Raw genomic sequence first — 16950 nt, forward strand, 5'->3', positions numbered from 1 at the left:
CGGGGACGGTGGTAGGTTGGGTTAGGCCGCAGGCCGTAACCCAACACCCTTGAATGCTCACATCCACCTGCTGATCATTTCAGTGGCACGCCATATCTCCCCAGAAATGCTGGAGTAAACTGATCGCCGCGAGCGGTGCGGTTTCGGTGCGCAGAACTCTCGGGCCCAGTTGCCAGCCTTCAAAGCCATGGCGCAAGGCCAGGCTCACCTCGTCGTCACTGAAACCGCCTTCCGGACCGACCAGCACACTCACGTTTACCGGCCGTTGTTGCGCATCGAGCGCGGCCGGTTCGCCGGTGGGGTGCAGCAGCAATCGACGTTCGGACTCGCAGCCGGCAACCGCAGTCGGGAAGTCCACCGGCGTCTTCAACTCCGGCACACGAACCCGCTGGCTTTGCTCACAGGCGCTGATGATGACCTGGCGCCAGTGTTCCATCTTCTTGTGCAGCCGGTCGCCTTTAAGCTTTACTTCCGTTCGTTCCGTGTAGAGCGGGGAGATGCTCGAGACCCCCAGTTCAGTTGCCTTTTGCAGAACCCAGTCCATACGGTCGCCGCGGGAGATTCCAATTGCCAGATCCAGCACGAGCGGTGATTCGCGGCTAACCGCCTCGAAGGAGTCAAGCTGTACAGTGGCCGTTTTCTTCCCGGCGCCCACCAGCGTCCCGCCGTACTCTCCACCCTGTCCATTGAACAGGATCAATGGCCGCCCGGGCACCAAACGCAGTACGTTCACGATGTAGTGGGCACGATCCGGGGGCAGATCGATCCGGCCGCCGGTCTCCAGGGGCAGGTCGACGTAGAGTCTTGGAATCCGCATGCTGCTTGAGCCTGAAGGTTGCGAGACCCGAAACAATGGAACGTCTCAGGCCTCACTTTACCTGGTTTTTACAACCTAGTATTTATAGGAATCGGGCTTGAACGGTCCATCCACGGGTACGTGGATGTAGTCGCTCTGCTCCTGGGTCATCTTGGTAATCACGCCGCCGAAGCCTTCCACCATGTAGCGGGCTACTTCTTCGTCGAGGGACTTGGGCAGCACGCGCACATAGATGTTCTTTTCCTTCTGATCAATCGGCAACTCGGCGAACTTGCCTTCATACAGATAAATCTGCGCGAGTACCTGGTTCGCGAAGGAGCCGTCCATGATTCGGGACGGGTGGCCGGTGGCGTTACCCAGATTGACCAGGCGACCTTCGGACAAAAGCAGCAAGTGGTCGTTCTGGCTGCGGTCCCGGTAAATTTTGTGGACCTGGGGCTTCACCTCTTCCCAGTCCCAGTTTTCACGCATGTACCCGGTGTCGATTTCGCTGTCGAAGTGGCCGATGTTGCAGACCACGCAGCCGCTCTTCAGAGCGCGAAGCATGGGCGCGTCGCAGACGTTGACGTTGCCGGTGGTGGTAACGACCAGATCGGTCCTGCCGAGGAGGTCGTGGTCCAAATCCTCGAACTTGCCGGTGTTATTCCCGTTTTTGTAGGGGGAGACCACTTCGAACCCGTCCATACAGGCCTGCATCGCGCAGATGGGATCAATCTCGCTCACTTTCACGATCATGCCTTCCTGTCGCAATGATGCGGCCGAGCCCTTGCCTACATCGCCGTAGCCAACGACCAGGGCCTTCTTGCCCGCAAGCAGGTGGTCCACGCCGCGTTTGATGGCATCGTTCAGGCTGTGGCGGCAGCCGTACTTATTGTCATTCTTGGATTTTGTAACCGCGTCGTTGACGTTGATGGCGGGGACTTTCAGGGTACCGTTTTCCATCATCTCCACCAGGCGGTGAACGCCCGTGGTGGTCTCCTCGGATATCCCGTGAATGTTGTCGAGGATGTGCGGGTACTTGTCGTGGGCCAGCAGGGTCAGGTCACCGCCATCGTCCAGGATCATGTTGGCGTCCCAGGGCTGGCCGTCCTTCAGAATCGTTTGCTCGATGCACCACCAGAATTCTTCTTCGGTTTCCCCTTTCCAGGCAAAGACCGGAATTCCCGCGGCCGCAATGGCGGCTGCAGCGTGATCCTGGGTGGAAAAGATATTACAGGAGGACCAGCGAACTTCCGCACCCAGCGCGACCAGTGTTTCGATCAGCACCGCGGTTTGAATGGTCATGTGAATGCAGCCAAGAATTTTCGCTCCCTTCAATGGCTGCTCGGCGCGATAGCGCTCGCGCAAAGCCATCAGTGCTGGCATTTCACCTTCGGCGATCTCTATTTCGCGACGGCCCCAATCGGCGAGCGCAATGTCAGCCACTTTGTAATCGGTGAAGCCTGCTTCGGTGTGTACTTCTGCTGTCATGTTTTACTCCGGGTGTAATGTTGGTCAGATCGGCGCTGATTATTCAGCGCCGTGGAAGAGGGGCCTTAAAGCGCTGATTTCAGAGCTTCCGCTTTATCGGTTCTCTCCCAGGTGAAATTTTCTTCGTCCCGTCCAAAATGGCCGTAGGCCGCCGTGGGCTGGTAAATGGGGCGTTTCAGATCCAGCATTTCGATCAGGCCGCCGGGGCGGAGGTCGAAGTGTTCGCGCACCAGTTCAGCGATCTTGTCGTTGCTGACTTTGCCCGTGCCGAAAGTTTCCACGGATATGGACGTGGGCTCGGCAACGCCGATGGCGTAGGAAACCTGAATCTCGCAGCGGTCCGCAAGGCCGGCGGCGACAATGTTCTTGGCCACGTAGCGGGTCGCATAGGCCGCCGAGCGGTCCACCTTGGACGGGTCCTTGCCCGAGAAGGCGCCGCCGCCGTGACGGGCCATGCCGCCGTAGGTGTCCACAATGATCTTGCGTCCGGTCAGGCCGCAATCGCCGACGGGCCCGCCAATGATGAACTGGCCGGTGGGATTGATGTGATAGAGGGTGTCCTTGTGCAGCCAGTCGGCGGGCAGGACATGTTTGATGATTTCTTCCATTACGGCTTCGCGAATATCCGCCTGGGACACTTCGGGCGAATGCTGGGTGGACAGAACCACCGCGTCCACCGCGACGGGTTTGCCGTCCTCGTAGCGCAGGGTAACCTGGCTCTTGGCGTCGGGTCGCAGCCACGGCAGGATTTTGTGCTTGCGCAGATGGGCCTGCCGCTGCACCAGCCGGTGGGAGTAGTAAATGGGCGCAGGCATCAGCACGTCGGTCTCGTTGCTGGCATAGCCGAACATCAGGCCCTGGTCTCCCGCGCCCTGGGCTTTGTTGTCACCTTCGTCAACACCCATGGCGATATCGCTGCTTTGTTTGCCGATGGCGTTGAGCACGGCGCAGGAGGCACCGTCGAAGCCCACATCACTGGAGTCGTACCCGATCCCGAGGATCACGTTGCGAATCAGGTCTTCCAGATCCACGTAGGTGGAGGTGCGCACCTCTCCGGCGACAATGGCCATCCCGGTCTTCACCATTGTTTCAACCGCAACGCGGGCATTGGGGTCGTCCTTGAGAATCGCATCGACGATGGCGTCCGACACCTGATCGGCCATCTTGTCCGGATGGCCTTCCGAAACGGATTCGGAAGTAAACACAGAATAATTAGCCATGGTTGTTATGCTCCTGTTTATAAAAATGACGAATCTGAATCTGGAAGCCGTTGCGCAGGGCAAAGTAACTGCTTTGCCCTTCCTCGAGGCCGGCGTCGGCGGCCCACTCGGAAAAATCCTGGGGCTCGAAACCCAGCCATAAATCACCGCAGGAATCGCTGGCCCAATGCTGGTCATGGCGGCACAGGTCGGTCACCACCAGCGAGCCGCCGGGTTGCAGGACCTGGCTGGCGTCGCAAAAGATGTCTCCGGGGGAGGGCGTGTGGTGCAGCACCATGTTGATCACCACGCAATCCACATTCAGGCCCTGGTCCACCGCCAGCCGGGAATCGCCCAGCAGGAACTCCACGTTGGCGAGACCCTCACCGGCGGCAAACCGTCGCGCCCGCTCTAGCATGCGCGGGGAGTTGTCCACTGCAAACACCTGCCGGTAGCTTTCGCTCAGGACCCGGAGAAACTCGCCTTCGCCAGGCCCTATTTCCAGCACTGCCTCGAAGCGACGGCGGGGGATTCTCGCCAGCATGTCCGCCACGTGCTCGCCGTAGATCGGGTAGCTGGCGATCAGGTCCTGCTGCTCGCGAAACTTGTCGGCGTTGTCCGCGAAAAACTGCTGCGAAGCCTGTGCACGTTCCCGCTGGATATCCGAGAGTCGCCGCTGCACTCCGGCGTCCAGGGGCACCGCATCGAGAGTGGCGTAAAGCGCGCTCTGGGTACCCTGAAGGGGGTCGTCCGCCGGACGGTGGGCCCGGCGATAGTAAATGGAATTGCCTTCCCGTCGGGTTGCCACCAGGCCGCCATTGGCCAGCACCTTCAGGTGGTGGCTCATGCCCGATTGTCGGGTCTCAAAAATTCGGCTGAGCTCAAGAACCCCGTACGACCCCCGGGCCAGTACCCGGAGAATGGCCAGGCGCAGAGGATCAGCGGCGGCCTTCAGACAGGCCGCCGTGAGCTCGAGCGTTTGCTGACCTGCAGAAGCGTCCACGGAGTCATCCAACTGATCAAAAATGACCCACAGTCTAGCAGTGGCCCGGGCCTATATCAAAATATTTTGATATAGGGTGCGGATGTTCGCGCCAACTGTTTGTCTGGAGACATGATGGTGGTCAGTATGCGGGCAATAATCAGACAGCAGCGCTTTACCCTGACCCGGCGGTAGGGGACAATACGCACCCTTTTTACAGGGCGCTCCTTACATTCCCGGGGCGCCGACCACCTTTCTCCCCGTCGTTCAGTAGAGATGCAAGTCCAGGAGCCTTTCCCTCATGCCCGCACGCAATGAACTCGCTAATGCCATCCGTGTACTCAGTATGGATGCTGTTCAGCAAGCCAACAGCGGCCACCCCGGTGCGCCCATGGGGATGGCCGACATCGCCGAAGTCCTCTGGAACGACTACCTGCAACACAACCCCAAAAACCCCGCCTGGCCGGATCGCGATCGCTTCGTACTCTCCAACGGCCATGGGTCCATGCTCATCTATTCGCTGTTGCATTTGACCGGGTACGACGTTTCCGTCGAAGACCTGAAGAACTTCCGCCAGTGGCACTCCAAGACCCCGGGCCACCCGGAATACGGCGATACCCCCGGAGTGGAGACCACCACCGGTCCCCTGGGCCAGGGTTTTGCCAACGCCGTGGGGATGGCGCTGGCCGAAAAAGTACTGGCAGCCCAGTTCAACCGCGACGATCACCGGGTGGTGGACCATTACACCTATGTCTTCATGGGTGATGGCTGCATGATGGAAGGCATCTCCCACGAGGTTGCCTCGCTGGCCGGTACTCAGGCTTTGGGCAAGCTCATCGCGTTCTACGACGACAACGGCATTTCTATCGACGGTGAGGTGCAGGGCTGGTTCACCGACGATACCCCGGCGCGTTTCGAGAGTTACGGCTGGCACGTGCTGCGCAACGTGGATGGCCACGACAGCAACGCCATCAAGCAGGCCATCGAAGCGGCCCGCGCCGAGAGCGACAAACCCACTCTCATCTGCTGCAAGACCGTGATCGGCTTCGGCTCTCCAAACAAGCAGGGCAAGGAGTCCTGCCATGGCGCCGCACTGGGCGCTGACGAGGTGGCCCTGTGCCGAACCACATTGGCATGGGAACACACACCTTTTGAGATTCCCGCCGACATTTACGAAGACTGGAACGCAGAAGCCGCTGGTGCACAGGCGGAATCGGCCTGGCAGGAACGATTCGAGGCCTACCGCAAGGCCCACCCGGAGCTGGCGGCGGAGTTCGAGCGGCGGGTTGTACGCGGCGAGCTGCCGGCAGAGTTTGCCGAGACCGCCCAGACTTATATCGAGCAGTGCCAGGCGGAGGGTGGCTCCGTGGCCACGCGCAAGGCCTCCCAGAACACCCTGGGCGCATATGGTCCGGTGCTCCCGGAAATGATCGGTGGTTCCGCCGACCTTGCGGCGTCCAATCTGACCCTGTGGCCGGGCTCCAAGGGCGTAAGTCCCAAGGATGCCTCCGGCAACTACATCTACTACGGTGTGCGCGAATTCGGCATGAGTGCGATCGGCAACGGCATTGTGTTGCATGGGGGCTTCCTGCACTACAGCGCCACCTTCCTGGTGTTCATGGAGTACGCGCGCAACGCCGTGCGCATGGCGGCGCTGATGAAACAGCCGCATATCTTTGTGTACACCCACGACTCCATTGGCCTGGGCGAGGACGGCCCCACCCATCAGCCCATTGAGCAACTCACCAGCCTGCGTACCACGCCCAACCTCCACACCTGGCGCCCCTGTGATGCAGTGGAAACGGCCGTGTGCTGGCGCAGCGCCATCGAAACGCGAACGGCTCCGAGTGCCTTGATCTTCTCCCGTCAGGGCCTGGCCACCCAGCCCCGGACTCAGGAGCAAGTGAGCCAGATCGCGCGCGGCGGTTACGTGCTGAAAGACTGCGAGGGCGAACCTGAGGTGATCCTGATCGCCACCGGCTCGGAAGTGGATCTGGCCATGCAGGCGGCAGCGGCTCTGGACCGCCGCGTACGTGTTGTGTCCATGCCCTGCGCGGAAATCTTCGAGCAGCAGGATCGCAGCTACCGTGAATCCGTACTGCCGGCCAGCGTTCGCACCCGCGTCGCCATCGAAGCCGGCCACGTGGACTACTGGCGCAAGTATGTGGGCCTGGATGGTGACGTGATCGGCATGAACAGCTTCGGTGCTTCGGCACCCGGCAACGTGCTGTTCGAGAAGTTCGGGTTCACAGTTGATAACGTGGTCGAGCGGGTCAAAGCCCTGCTTTAAAACGAACGACGGGAGACTGCGATTCTGTCTCCCACCGGACTCTGCGACAGGTATGGCCACACGAATAGCGATCAATGGTTTCGGCCGCATCGGGCGCTGCGTATTGCGCAGCCTCTACGAGTCGCCGCGCCACCAGGAACTGCAGGTCGTTGCCATTAACGAGCTGGCGGACTGTCGCACAATCGCCCACCTTCTGAAATACGACTCCACCCACGGCCGCTTCCCGGGCCGGGTGGAGGTGGCGAATGATTTGCTCACGATTGATCACCAGTCAATTCGACTGCTTCACGAATCGAACCCCGACGCATTGCCCTGGCGCGAGTTGAATATCGACATCGTGCTGGAATGCACTGGCGAATTCCGGGACCGGGCCAGTGGCGAAAAGCATCTGCGGGCGGGCGCCCGAAAGGTCCTCTTCTCCCAGCCTACCGACAGCGCGGAGGATGTGGATGCGACCATCGTTTATGGGTTCAACCACCAGTTGCTCACGGGCGACGAAAGGCTGGTTTCCAACGCATCCTGCTCCACCAATTGCATCATTCCCGTCATCAAGACCCTTCATGAAGCCTTTGGAGTGGACAGTGGCGTGCTGACCACGATTCATTCGGCCATGAACGATCAGCCGGTCATTGATGCCTATCACCACACCGACTTGCGTAAGACGCGCTCTGCCTTGCAGTCCATCATCCCCGTGGACACGGGACTGGGGCAGGGCATTGACCGCCTGATGCCGGAACTGCGGGGCCGCTTCGAAGCCCAGGCCATGCGGGTGCCTACCGTAAACGTTTCCGCCATTGATCTGTCGGTAGTGGTTCGCGAACCGGTGACCGCCACCGAAGTCAATCGCGCACTGAGCGCTGCGGCCGCGAATCAGTTTGAAAATGTACTCGGCTTCAGCGAGGAGCTGCTGGCCTCCTGCGATTTCAATCACGATACTCGCTCGGGCATCGTGGATGCGGGTCAGACCCGTGTGGCGGGCGGGCACCTGGTCAAGGTTCTCACCTGGTTCGACAACGAATGGGGCTTCTCCAACCGGATGGTGGATGTGACCGCCACGCTGGCACAACACCTTGGCCCAACCCCGTAGCGGGCGATGGCTTCGTCCATGCCCGGGAGCGCAGCCCGATGTACGTGATGACTTTCAGCAACAATCGGATTCTGAAAAGGAGCAGTTAATGACCATCGAACGCATGCAGGAACTGGATCTGGGTGGCAAGCGTGTGCTGATCCGCGAAGATCTTAATGTTCCGGTAAAGGATGGCAAGGTGACCTCCGACGCGCGCCTGCGCGCGGCGCTGCCCACCTTGCGGCAAGCCATGAAGGCGGGCGCGAAAGTGATCGTCATGTCCCACCTGGGTCGCCCCACCGAAGGAGAGTTTGCGGACGAGTTCTCCCTGCAGCCGGTGGCCGACTATATGGGCACCCTGCTCGAGTGTGACGTCCCCCTGATCCGGGACTGGCGAAGCGGGGTTGAATTGGAAGACGGCAAAATTGCCCTTCTGGAAAACGTACGCTTCAATCCGGGCGAAAAGAAGGATGATGAGGAGCTGGCAAAGGCCTACGCGGCGCTTTGCGACATTTTTGTCATGGATGCCTTCGGCACCGCGCACCGAGCCCAGGCTTCCACCCACGGTGTGGCCAGATTTGCCCCGGTGGCCTGTGCCGGGCCGCTGCTTTCGGCAGAACTGGATGCCCTGGAGAAGGCTCTGGCCAAGCCGGAGCGGCCCATGGTGGCCATTGTCGGTGGCGCCAAGGTGTCCACCAAGCTCGAGGTGCTGGAAACCCTGTCGGAAAAGGTGGACCACCTGATCGTGGGTGGCGGCATCGCCAACACTTTCCTGGCCGCCGCCGGCAAGCCGGTGGGCAAGTCCCTGTGCGAAGTCGATCTGATCCCCAAGGCGAAGGCCTTGCTGGACAAGGTGAACATTCCTTTGCCGACGGACGTGGTGGTGGGCAAGGAATTCTCCAACAGCACGCCGGCGACACTGAAATCCGTGGACGACGTGGCGGACGACGATATGATCTTCGACATCGGGCCCGATTCCTCCAGCGCGCTGGCCAGAACGATCAAGGAAGCCAGAACCATCATCTGGAACGGCCCCGTGGGCGTTTTCGAATTTGCCGCTTTCAGCAAAGGCACCGAAGCCCTGTCCCGGGCCATCGCCGACAGTGACGGCTTTTCCATTGCCGGGGGCGGTGATACATTGGCGGCGGTGGATCAGTTTGGCATCACCGACAAGGTCTCCTACATTTCCACCGGTGGCGGCGCCTTTCTGGAATACGTCGAGGGGAAGACGCTGCCGGCGGTCGCGATTCTCGATCGCTGAGCTACCCCTGGGGCCGGGTCGAAAGCCCGGCCGTCCGGCAGTGAACCCGAACAATAACGAGAGCGAGGAGCCATTCGCCGTGATTCATCGTCGCATCAGTCTGCCACTCACGTCTTTGTTTCTGCTGGCAGCCTCGTCATCCGCCTTTGCACAGTTCAGCGGTTATTTCGTTGAACTTTCTTCGGGACAGAGCCAATCAGAGGTGGACTATCTGCCCGCACCATCCGCCGGCGCGGTGGCCTCCCGAGTGAAGGATGATTCCAAGCAAATCAGCTTGGCGGTGGGCACACGCTTTAACGACAACTTCGCCGTTGAAGTGGCGCTCACCAACTACGGCACCTTTTCCGGTCCCGCCCGACTCACCGATACGATGTTCTACCACAACCCCGCTGATCCGGAGAATCCACTGCGTTCGGATGTGGTCCTGGAGACGAGCAAGGGTGAGTATGAAGTGCAGACATTCAACGCCAACGTGATCGGCAGTTGGCCCCTCGCCCGCCGGCTGGATGTGTACGGTAAGCTGGGCCTGGCGGCGTGGCAGGTCGAGTCGGATTTCAATGGCACCATGGCGGAGACGGGCGACGTGCTGCGTACCCGTGGCGTGAACGCCGAACTGTCCCAAAGCGGCTCGAGTTTTCAGTATGCGGTCGGAATCTCCTACCGGTTCACTCTGAACTACGGCGTGAAGCTGGAATATGGGGCTTTCAATCTGGACTCGGATGTTTTCAGCAGCAAGGCGGAGCTGGACAGCTTCAGCATCGGATTGCGCCTCTATCTCTAAGAGACCCCTTCCTGCGACGCTTCCCTCTCGCCGACGAGTCTTATTCCGCCGCGTCCGGAGCGGTTTCCCTGACGCGGTCTTCCGACACCGGCCACTGGGCAAACTGGGGGAGGTCGTCCTGGATGTCGTACCAGAGAGCTTTGGAGTCGACGAAGATGTGACCTTCCGGGCGCGCCTGCGGATCCTGGTCCAGCCCGCCCAAGGGAAGGCCTACAATATCGGGCCGGTCCTGGTAAAAGCTCGCCAGGTTGGAGCCGCAGTTGGAGCAGAAAGTCTTGGTGACCGTCTCCGAGGACATGTATACAGACAGTTTGTCCTCTCCCTGCAGCCATCTGAACTGGCTGCGGTTGACGCTGGCGCGGGTGCGAAACGCCGCACCGTGCCAGCGACGGCATTTGGAGCAATGACAGTTGAAAACCGGGCCAAGGTCCCCGGTGACTTCATAGTGAACAGCTTCGCACAAACAGCGTCCGGTCATGCGCTTCATCACCCGACTCCTTTTCGTTCCCATGAATTCAGTTTTCGGCAAGCGGCTTTTGCCAGAACACAGCCTTGCCAATGGCCGGGTCCAGTTCGTAGCCGGCGAAACCCATGCGCTCGTATACCGCTTTTGCCGGCGCATTGCCCTCCAGCACCTCCAGCGTCAGTTTGCAGCAACCGCGCTTCCGCGCAATCGCCTCCACCTCGTTCAGCATGAGCCGGGCGAGATTTCGCCCGCGGAATTCTTTAACGACCACCACGTCATGAATGTTGATGAGTGGCTTGCCGGCAAAGGTTGAAAAAAGCTCGAAAAAGTTCACCATTCCTGCCGGCCTGTCGTTCACATAGCAGAGAACGGTGAAGGCGTGGGGGCGTTTGCCAAGTTCCTGGGCCAGTGTCCCCGTCACTTCGCCCGGGAGCGCGCCACCGCCACCCATTGGATCGCGCGCGTACTCATTGAGCAGGTAAGCCATGTCGGTTGCGTGCCGCGGATTGCTGTAATCCGCCTGGACTATCTGGACCAAGTGCCCGGCCTCTGTCTGGTTCTGGACGCGATACCATAGCGCAGAGCCTCAACGAATGCACCACCCCCCTGCGGGCGTTTTGCGGAGGGGGCTCTTGAAGGACCTCGCACCTCCATGACCGAACAGAGCAACTATTTTTCCTCCGCCCCGGACCATTATCGACAATTCCGCCCGCGCTATCCGCGGGAACTGTTCGACTACCTCGCAGACATCTGCCCCGGTCGTGATCGGGCCTGGGACTGCGCCTGCGGAAACGGACAGGCGACGATCGCTCTGTCCAGGCGATTCGCGCAGGTCAGCGCCAGCGATGTCAGCGCTGCGCAGATTGCCCAGGCGGAGCCGTGCAGCAATGTGCACTACTCGGTAAGCCCAGCTGAACCCATCGATGCGCCGGACGCTACCCTGGATCTGGTTACGGTGGCCCAGGCGATTCACTGGTTCGATCATTCGCGTTTTTTCCCCGAGGTGAACCGGGTTCTCAGGCCGGGCGGGATACTGGCTGCCTGGGGTTACCAGCTTCTGTATACTGATACCGGGCTGGATCAGTGTATCGCCCGGTTTCACCGCGACGTTCTGGGACCGTACTGGCCTTCAGGCCGGGAACTGCTGGACGAGGGCTATACGGCAATCGACTTCCCCTATCCACGCCTCCGGGCGCCCGATTTTTACATGCGCCAAAAATGGAACTTCCGGCAGCTTACAGGCTACCTAAGCACCTGGTCGGCGGTTAAACGCTACCGGGAGATCCAGGGTGTCGATCCGCTTCAGCAGGTCAGCGCTGAGCTGCAGCGGGCCTGGGGCGACGCGCAGGTGCGCGCCGTGCACTGGCCCTTGATCCTCTATGTCGGCCGTAAACCTTCATCATGATGTGCAACCAACAGGAGTATCCAGATGGCGAGCGAAGGGTATCACGAGCCAATCAACGAATTGTCCGACCAGACGCGGGACATGCACCGGGCGCTGGTTTCCCTGCAAGAGGAGCTGGAAGCCGCGGACTGGTACAACCAGCGGGTGGAAGCCTGCAAGGACCCGGAACTGAAAGCCATCCTTGTCCACAATCGGGACGAAGAGAAAGAACACGCGGCCATGACGCTGGAGTGGATTCGACGCCGGGACCCTGTGTTCGACAAGGAGCTTCGGGAATATCTGTTCAGCGACGGGCCCATCGCCCACGAAGACTGACGGTGGGTTTGCTCCGCCAGGTCTGCTTAACACTTGCTCTGCTGCTCCTGCCACCACTGGCTGTGGCGCAGGCGAGTTGCGACTCCATCGAGGACGATGATGATCGTCTGGCCTGCTATGACGCGGCGGCCGTTATCGGCGCCGCCCCGGAGGTGGCCACAGTGCTCGACGAGCGCGTTCGGAGCGAGCAGGCCCTGTTCGGCAACCGTTACGGTATTCTCCCCCACCGCCGCTCCTATCTGCTTCCTCTGACCTATACGCCGGACCCGGGTCGGAGCACTCTTCCCGGAGACCCTGAGGGCGAGTCGCTGCAGCATGCGGAAGTGAAGTTCCAGTACAGCTTCAAAGTACCCGTGGGGGACGACTTTCTGTTCAGCGACGATCGGCTTTACTTCGGTTTTACCCAGGTGTCGCTCTGGCAGGCCTTCAACGGAGACCTGTCTTCCCCCTTTCGGGAAACGGTCTACGAGCCGGAGCTGCTGTGGAGCCTCCCCTTGCGGCGCCCCTTTTTCGGCGGCCGCCTGGCAGACGTGCGGCTGGGGATCAACCATCAGAGCAACGGCCGTGGCGGCAGCCTGTCCCGAAGCTGGAACCGTTTGACCTTCGACGCCACCTGGGCAGACCCGGAGTGGGCGTTTAATCTGCGCCTGTGGCACCGGATACCTGAATCGCGGGACGAAGACGATAACCGGGATATTGACGATTATCTTGGCTTTGGCGAGTTGCGCCTGGGCTACAAGTGGGGCCATTACCGGTTTACCGCGATGGTGCGCAACAACTTCCAGCGCAGCGAGAATCACACCACCGCGGACCTCAGCATCAGTTGGCCGCTGAACGAAAAACTGAGCGGGTTCGTCCAGTATTACAACGGATACGGCGAAACGCTGGTGGATTACGACAACCGTGTGCGCCGGATCGGGTTTGGGCTGATTCTGTCGGACTGGTTCTGAGCGAACTTTTCAGCGAACCCCGAGTCCCTTGCTCAGCTTGACTTGCGATGTGAGGGTGGGCGACTTACCATTCCCCACCCTTTACGAACCTCGAAAAATCCGCAGCTTCCGCGCCGATTTCCGGGGAAGCCCTCTTTACACACCACCTGCGCACCAGAGGAACCCTCAATGGCTCTGATCAGTCTTCGCCAGCTTCTCGATCACGCCGCCGAATACGGCTACGGCGTGCCCGCTTTCAACGTCAACAATCTGGAGCAGATGCGGGCCATCATGGAAGCGGCCGACCAGACCAAAAGTCCGGTAATCGTCCAGGCCTCCGCAGGCGCGCGAAAATATGCAGGTGCGCCGTTTCTGCGCCATCTGATTCTGGCCGCCATCGAGGAGTTTCCCCACATTCCTGTCTGCATGCACCAGGACCACGGCACCTCTCCGGCCGTCTGCCAGCGCTCGATCCAGCTGGGCTTCAGTTCGGTCATGATGGATGGCTCGCTGGGGGAGGATGGCAAGACGCCCACCAGCTACGATTACAACGTGGACGTAACCCGCCGCGCGGTCGAGATGGCACATGCCTGCGGCGTCTCGGTGGAAGGTGAGCTGGGCTGCCTCGGCTCCCTCGAAACCGGCCAGGCGGGGGAGGAAGACGGCATCGGGGCGGAGGGTTCACTCAGTCACGAGCAAATGCTCACTGACCCGGAAGAGGCCGCTGCCTTTGTTCAGGCCACCGAAGTGGATGCCCTTGCCATCGCCTGTGGCACGTCCCATGGGGCTTACAAATTCAGCCGCCCGCCCACTGGCGATATCCTGGCCATTGACCGCATCAAGGAGATCCATCAGCGCATTCCCAATACCCACCTGGTAATGCACGGATCGTCCAGCGTGCCCCAGGAGTGGCTTGAAATCATCAATCAGCATGGCGGCGAAATTCCGGAGACCTACGGCGTGCCCGTAGAGCAGATCTGCGAGGGCATCAAACACGGCGTGCGCAAGGTGAACATCGACACGGACCTGCGTCTGGCCTCCACCGGCTCGATCCGGCGCTTCCTCGCGCAGAACACAGCGGAGTTCGATCCGCGCAAATACCTGAAGGAAAGCGTGCAGGCCATGAAGGACATCTGCGTGGCCCGCTATGAGGCATTTGGCACCGCCGGCCACGCGGAGAAAATCCGACCGCTGAGCCTGGAGGCCATGTATCAGCGCTATGCCACCGGAGAGTTGAAGCCCAACATCAACTAAGGATGGCGTGGAGCCGAAACCCCGGCTCAAGCTGAATCCCCAGGGGGCGTCGCTCGTCGGTTGGAGCGAACCCCCGCGCCCCGGGCGTGTCTTATGTTTGCGCGCGCGGCTATAATCCAGTGATCGGTTCGGGCTGCGCACATGCTGCGCGTGCGGGTCACTATGAGATCACCAGCCACTCGCCAGACGGGCATCCTGCTCGTCCTCCTTTCGACGGTCCTTCTGGGCTCCGCGTGCACTCCCATTTATCGTGTCGAAGCGCCTGACAGCGACTTGCTGAGGCGGGTGCTCACGCCCCCTGCCGGCTTCGATTCCCTGGTCGCGGCCGAGCCGGAGGTGGCCTTTCTTGCCTTGTCGCCGGAGATGGAAGCTTTCGTGGCCACAGCGATTCCCCCAGGCGCCGGAGCTGAAGCGAAACTGGACGCTCTGTTCCAGACTTTGCGCTACAACGCAGCTTATTTCATTGAATACGATGATAATGCAACGTTTTCGGCCGCCGAGGCGTTCCGCCAGCGGCGCGCCAACTGCCTGGCGTTCTCGGCCATGTTCATTGCCATGGCGCGGCACGCAGGGCTGGACGCCCGATTCCAGGAGGTAGACCTTCCCCCCGCCTGGGACAACCCATCGGGCGACACCCTGGTCCAGTACCGCCATGTGAACGTGAAGGTGCGTCTGCGCCCCGGGGACACGGTGGTGGTGGACTTCAGGATGGATCGCTACAGTGAAACCTATCCGCAGCGACAGCTCAGTGATGAGGGAGCTCTTGCCCATTACTACAGCAACATCGGCATGGAGCGCCTGATCGCGGGGCGCCTCGACGGTGCGTACACAGCCGCCCGGCGCGCTCTGCAGGCGGACGATGGCCAGCCCTTCATCTGGAACAACATGGGCACCATCCAACGCCGGTTGGGCAATCCGGAGCTTGCGGAGGCGAGCTATCGGCAGGCTCTGGCGCTTGACCCCAGGGACTGGTCGGCCCTCGGCAATCTGGCCAATGTGCTGGCGCAGCGCGGCGAGCACGATAAAGCGACCGAGTTGCGGGCTGTGGGTGATGAAATCAAGCTGCGCAACCCGTACTACCGTTACGCCCTGGCCCAGCATGCGTTCAATCGCGGCAACTACGCGGAAGCTCTGCATCAGTTGGACGAGGCAGTGGAGAGAAGGCGCAGCGAACCTCGCTTTTTCTACTTGCGGGGGCTTTCCCGCTGGCAGTTGGGTGACAGGGATTCGGCCATCAACGACGTCAAGCGGGCCGCAGCGATCGCCACGGATAGCGATCCCCAGGTGCGTTATCAACGTCAACTGGAAAAGTGGCAGGCCAGTCAGGGATAGACGCAGCCACTAGTCGAACCCCTCCCATGGACGGCAGTCTACTGTCGCAAGTCAACCCTTACTGCCAGGAGCCCCACACTACCAATATGTTGAAATCCGCTGACATTGAGCAGATCCGCTCGGCCTTGCGACCACTCGCATTCGACCCTGAACAAGACCAACAGCACACCAGGGCTCCAGCTTTTCAAAAATATCTGGATCACTACAAGATCAACTTCGCACGAACTCTCGAGGGAGTCAGACACGGTTTCGGAACCTTCGACGCCGGTGAGTTTTCAGTGGCGGCGCACTATTGGCAGCCGCAGATGCCGCGCGGCACAATCTTCATATTCCATGGCTACTTCGATCACGTGGGCCTCTATCATCACCTGATCCGTTTTTCACTTCAGAACGACTATTCGGTGGTCGCCTATGACCTGCCGGGCATGGGGCTCAGCAGTGGCGAGCGCGCGACCATCGAGACCTTCGATCATTACTACCAGGTGATGATCCGCTGTTGCGAATCCTTTCGCACCTTGCTGCCCGGGCGCTGGCACGCCGTGGGACAGAGCGCTGGTTCGACTGCATTGCTGCGCCATGTGTTGAGCAGCGGCCTCGCCCCGTTTCAGAAGGTCGTTCTTCTGGCTCCCCTGGTGCGCAGCAAGGGCTGGACCCGGGACCGCTGGCTCTACGTCCTGGGTAAACCCTTCCTGCGCAAGCTGCCGCGGGTCTTTTCGGAAAACAGCCATGACGAGGCTTTCCTGGAGTTCCTCAGAAAGTCCGACCCCCTGCAGTCCCGACACCTGCCTGTGCAATGGGTGGGCGCCATGAAAGAATGGATCGACAGCTTCAATGATTTTGCGCCGCAGCCTCATCCATTGCTGGTGGTCCAGGGAGACCGGGATGAGACTGTGGACTGGCAGTACAACTTGGTGCAGATCAAAGCCAAGCTGCCCAACAGCCGAATCAAGATCGTGCCCCAGGGGCGGCACCATCTGGTGGCCGAAAGTGCACCTTACCGGGCGCAGGTCTTTGCGGCCGTCAAATCCTATCTGGAAAAAGGGGAAGGTAAACGTCATGCGATCGTGGAAACTGCTGACAGCGAGCGTCGTCCTGCTGACGCTGAACGCCTGTAGCTGGGTCAAGCTCACGCCGGGCGCGGAACAGGTCTATCTGAGGACTCAGGACCAGGTGGCCGGCTGCCAGCGCATCGGACAAACCACGTCCCAGGTCATGGACAAGGTTGGCTTTCTGGATCGCAGTGAGAGAAAGAAGGCGGAAGAACTGGTAACACTGGCGCGCAATGAGGCGGCGAGCATGGGCGGAGACTCTATCGTGCCGCTCTCGGAGCCCACTGCCGGGCGGCAGCAGTTTGCCGTGTATCGATGTCGTTGAGCGGCCGCT

The 16950-nt window shown here is 60.5% G+C and carries 17 protein-coding genes; 11 read left to right on the top strand and 6 right to left on the bottom strand.

The window, feature by feature from the left end; genetic code table 11:
* Window positions 1-79: 79 nt before the first annotated feature.
* The 4 genes from ACURWW_RS03165 to ACURWW_RS03180 all read right to left on the bottom strand — a co-directional run bounded on the left by ACURWW_RS03165 (window position 80) and on the right by ACURWW_RS03180 (window position 4489).
* Window positions 80-817: a 16S rRNA (uracil(1498)-N(3))-methyltransferase gene (locus tag ACURWW_RS03165; RefSeq protein WP_445615572.1), complete on the bottom strand. Its 738-nt coding sequence runs from the start codon at window positions 815-817 to the stop codon at window positions 80-82.
* A gap of 75 nt (window positions 818-892) precedes the next feature.
* The gene (ahcY, locus tag ACURWW_RS03170) at window positions 893-2287 is read right to left on the bottom strand and encodes an adenosylhomocysteinase (protein ID WP_445615573.1); all 1395 of its coding nucleotides are present in this window, start codon (window positions 2285-2287) and stop codon (window positions 893-895) included.
* Between the two features lie 65 nt (window positions 2288-2352).
* Window positions 2353-3507, bottom strand: a complete 1155-nt coding sequence (metK, locus tag ACURWW_RS03175; protein WP_445615574.1) for a methionine adenosyltransferase — start codon at window positions 3505-3507, stop codon at window positions 2353-2355.
* Window positions 3500-4489, bottom strand: a complete 990-nt coding sequence (locus tag ACURWW_RS03180) for an ArsR/SmtB family transcription factor (RefSeq protein WP_445615575.1) — start codon at window positions 4487-4489, stop codon at window positions 3500-3502. Before ACURWW_RS03180 ends, metK begins: the two co-directional genes overlap by 8 nt.
* 280 nt (window positions 4490-4769) lie before the next feature.
* Between ACURWW_RS03180 and tkt the strand changes: the two genes are divergently transcribed.
* From tkt to ACURWW_RS03200, 4 genes are all read left to right on the top strand, one after another.
* Window positions 4770-6758, top strand: coding sequence for a transketolase (gene tkt / locus ACURWW_RS03185; protein ID WP_445615576.1), 1989 nt, complete (start codon window positions 4770-4772; stop codon window positions 6756-6758).
* A gap of 52 nt (window positions 6759-6810) precedes the next feature.
* Window positions 6811-7845 (top strand): type I glyceraldehyde-3-phosphate dehydrogenase, encoded by a 1035-nt coding sequence (gap, locus tag ACURWW_RS03190; protein WP_445615577.1) that lies wholly within the window; start codon window positions 6811-6813, stop codon window positions 7843-7845.
* 88 nt (window positions 7846-7933) lie between these two features.
* A complete protein-coding gene (locus tag ACURWW_RS03195; RefSeq protein ID WP_445615578.1) occupies window positions 7934-9085 on the top strand; it encodes a phosphoglycerate kinase in 1152 nt (383 codons plus the stop codon).
* Window positions 9086-9164: 79 nt separating this feature from the next.
* Window positions 9165-9866: an outer membrane beta-barrel protein gene (locus tag ACURWW_RS03200; protein WP_445615579.1), complete on the top strand. Its 702-nt coding sequence runs from the start codon at window positions 9165-9167 to the stop codon at window positions 9864-9866.
* Between the two features lie 40 nt (window positions 9867-9906).
* Here the strand turns inward: ACURWW_RS03200 and ACURWW_RS03205 are convergent, their stop codons facing one another.
* Window positions 9907-10353, bottom strand: a complete 447-nt coding sequence (locus ACURWW_RS03205; protein WP_445615580.1) for a GFA family protein — start codon at window positions 10351-10353, stop codon at window positions 9907-9909.
* Between the two features lie 28 nt (window positions 10354-10381).
* Entirely contained in the window at window positions 10382-10870 is a 489-nt protein-coding gene (locus ACURWW_RS03210; protein WP_445615581.1) for a GNAT family N-acetyltransferase, read from the bottom strand.
* Between the two features lie 114 nt (window positions 10871-10984).
* Here ACURWW_RS03210 and ACURWW_RS03215 point away from each other — a divergent pair, with 114 nt between their 5' ends.
* The 7 genes from ACURWW_RS03215 (at window position 10985) to ACURWW_RS03245 (ending at window position 16941) form a co-directional block, all read left to right on the top strand.
* Window positions 10985-11737: a class I SAM-dependent methyltransferase gene (locus ACURWW_RS03215; RefSeq protein WP_445615582.1), complete on the top strand. Its 753-nt coding sequence runs from the start codon at window positions 10985-10987 to the stop codon at window positions 11735-11737.
* Between the two features lie 24 nt (window positions 11738-11761).
* Entirely contained in the window at window positions 11762-12052 is a 291-nt protein-coding gene (locus ACURWW_RS03220) for an encapsulin-associated ferritin-like protein (RefSeq protein WP_445615583.1), read from the top strand.
* Between the two features lie 2 nt (window positions 12053-12054).
* Window positions 12055-13002 (top strand): phospholipase A, encoded by a 948-nt coding sequence (locus tag ACURWW_RS03225; RefSeq protein ID WP_445615584.1) that lies wholly within the window; start codon window positions 12055-12057, stop codon window positions 13000-13002.
* A gap of 168 nt (window positions 13003-13170) precedes the next feature.
* Complete coding sequence (fba, locus tag ACURWW_RS03230; protein WP_445615585.1) at window positions 13171-14235, top strand: class II fructose-bisphosphate aldolase; 1065 nt, start codon at window positions 13171-13173, stop codon at window positions 14233-14235.
* 162 nt (window positions 14236-14397) lie between these two features.
* Window positions 14398-15567: a tetratricopeptide repeat protein gene (locus ACURWW_RS03235; RefSeq protein ID WP_445615586.1), complete on the top strand. Its 1170-nt coding sequence runs from the start codon at window positions 14398-14400 to the stop codon at window positions 15565-15567.
* 26 nt (window positions 15568-15593) lie between these two features.
* Window positions 15594-16682, top strand: a complete 1089-nt coding sequence (locus tag ACURWW_RS03240; RefSeq protein WP_445615587.1) for an alpha/beta hydrolase — start codon at window positions 15594-15596, stop codon at window positions 16680-16682.
* Entirely contained in the window at window positions 16624-16941 is a 318-nt protein-coding gene (locus ACURWW_RS03245) for a DUF4156 domain-containing protein (RefSeq protein WP_445615588.1), read from the top strand. Before ACURWW_RS03240 ends, ACURWW_RS03245 begins: the two co-directional genes overlap by 59 nt.
* The last annotated feature ends 9 nt before the right edge of the window (window positions 16942-16950 follow it).

Source organism: Gilvimarinus sp. F26214L, assembly GCF_054401055.1.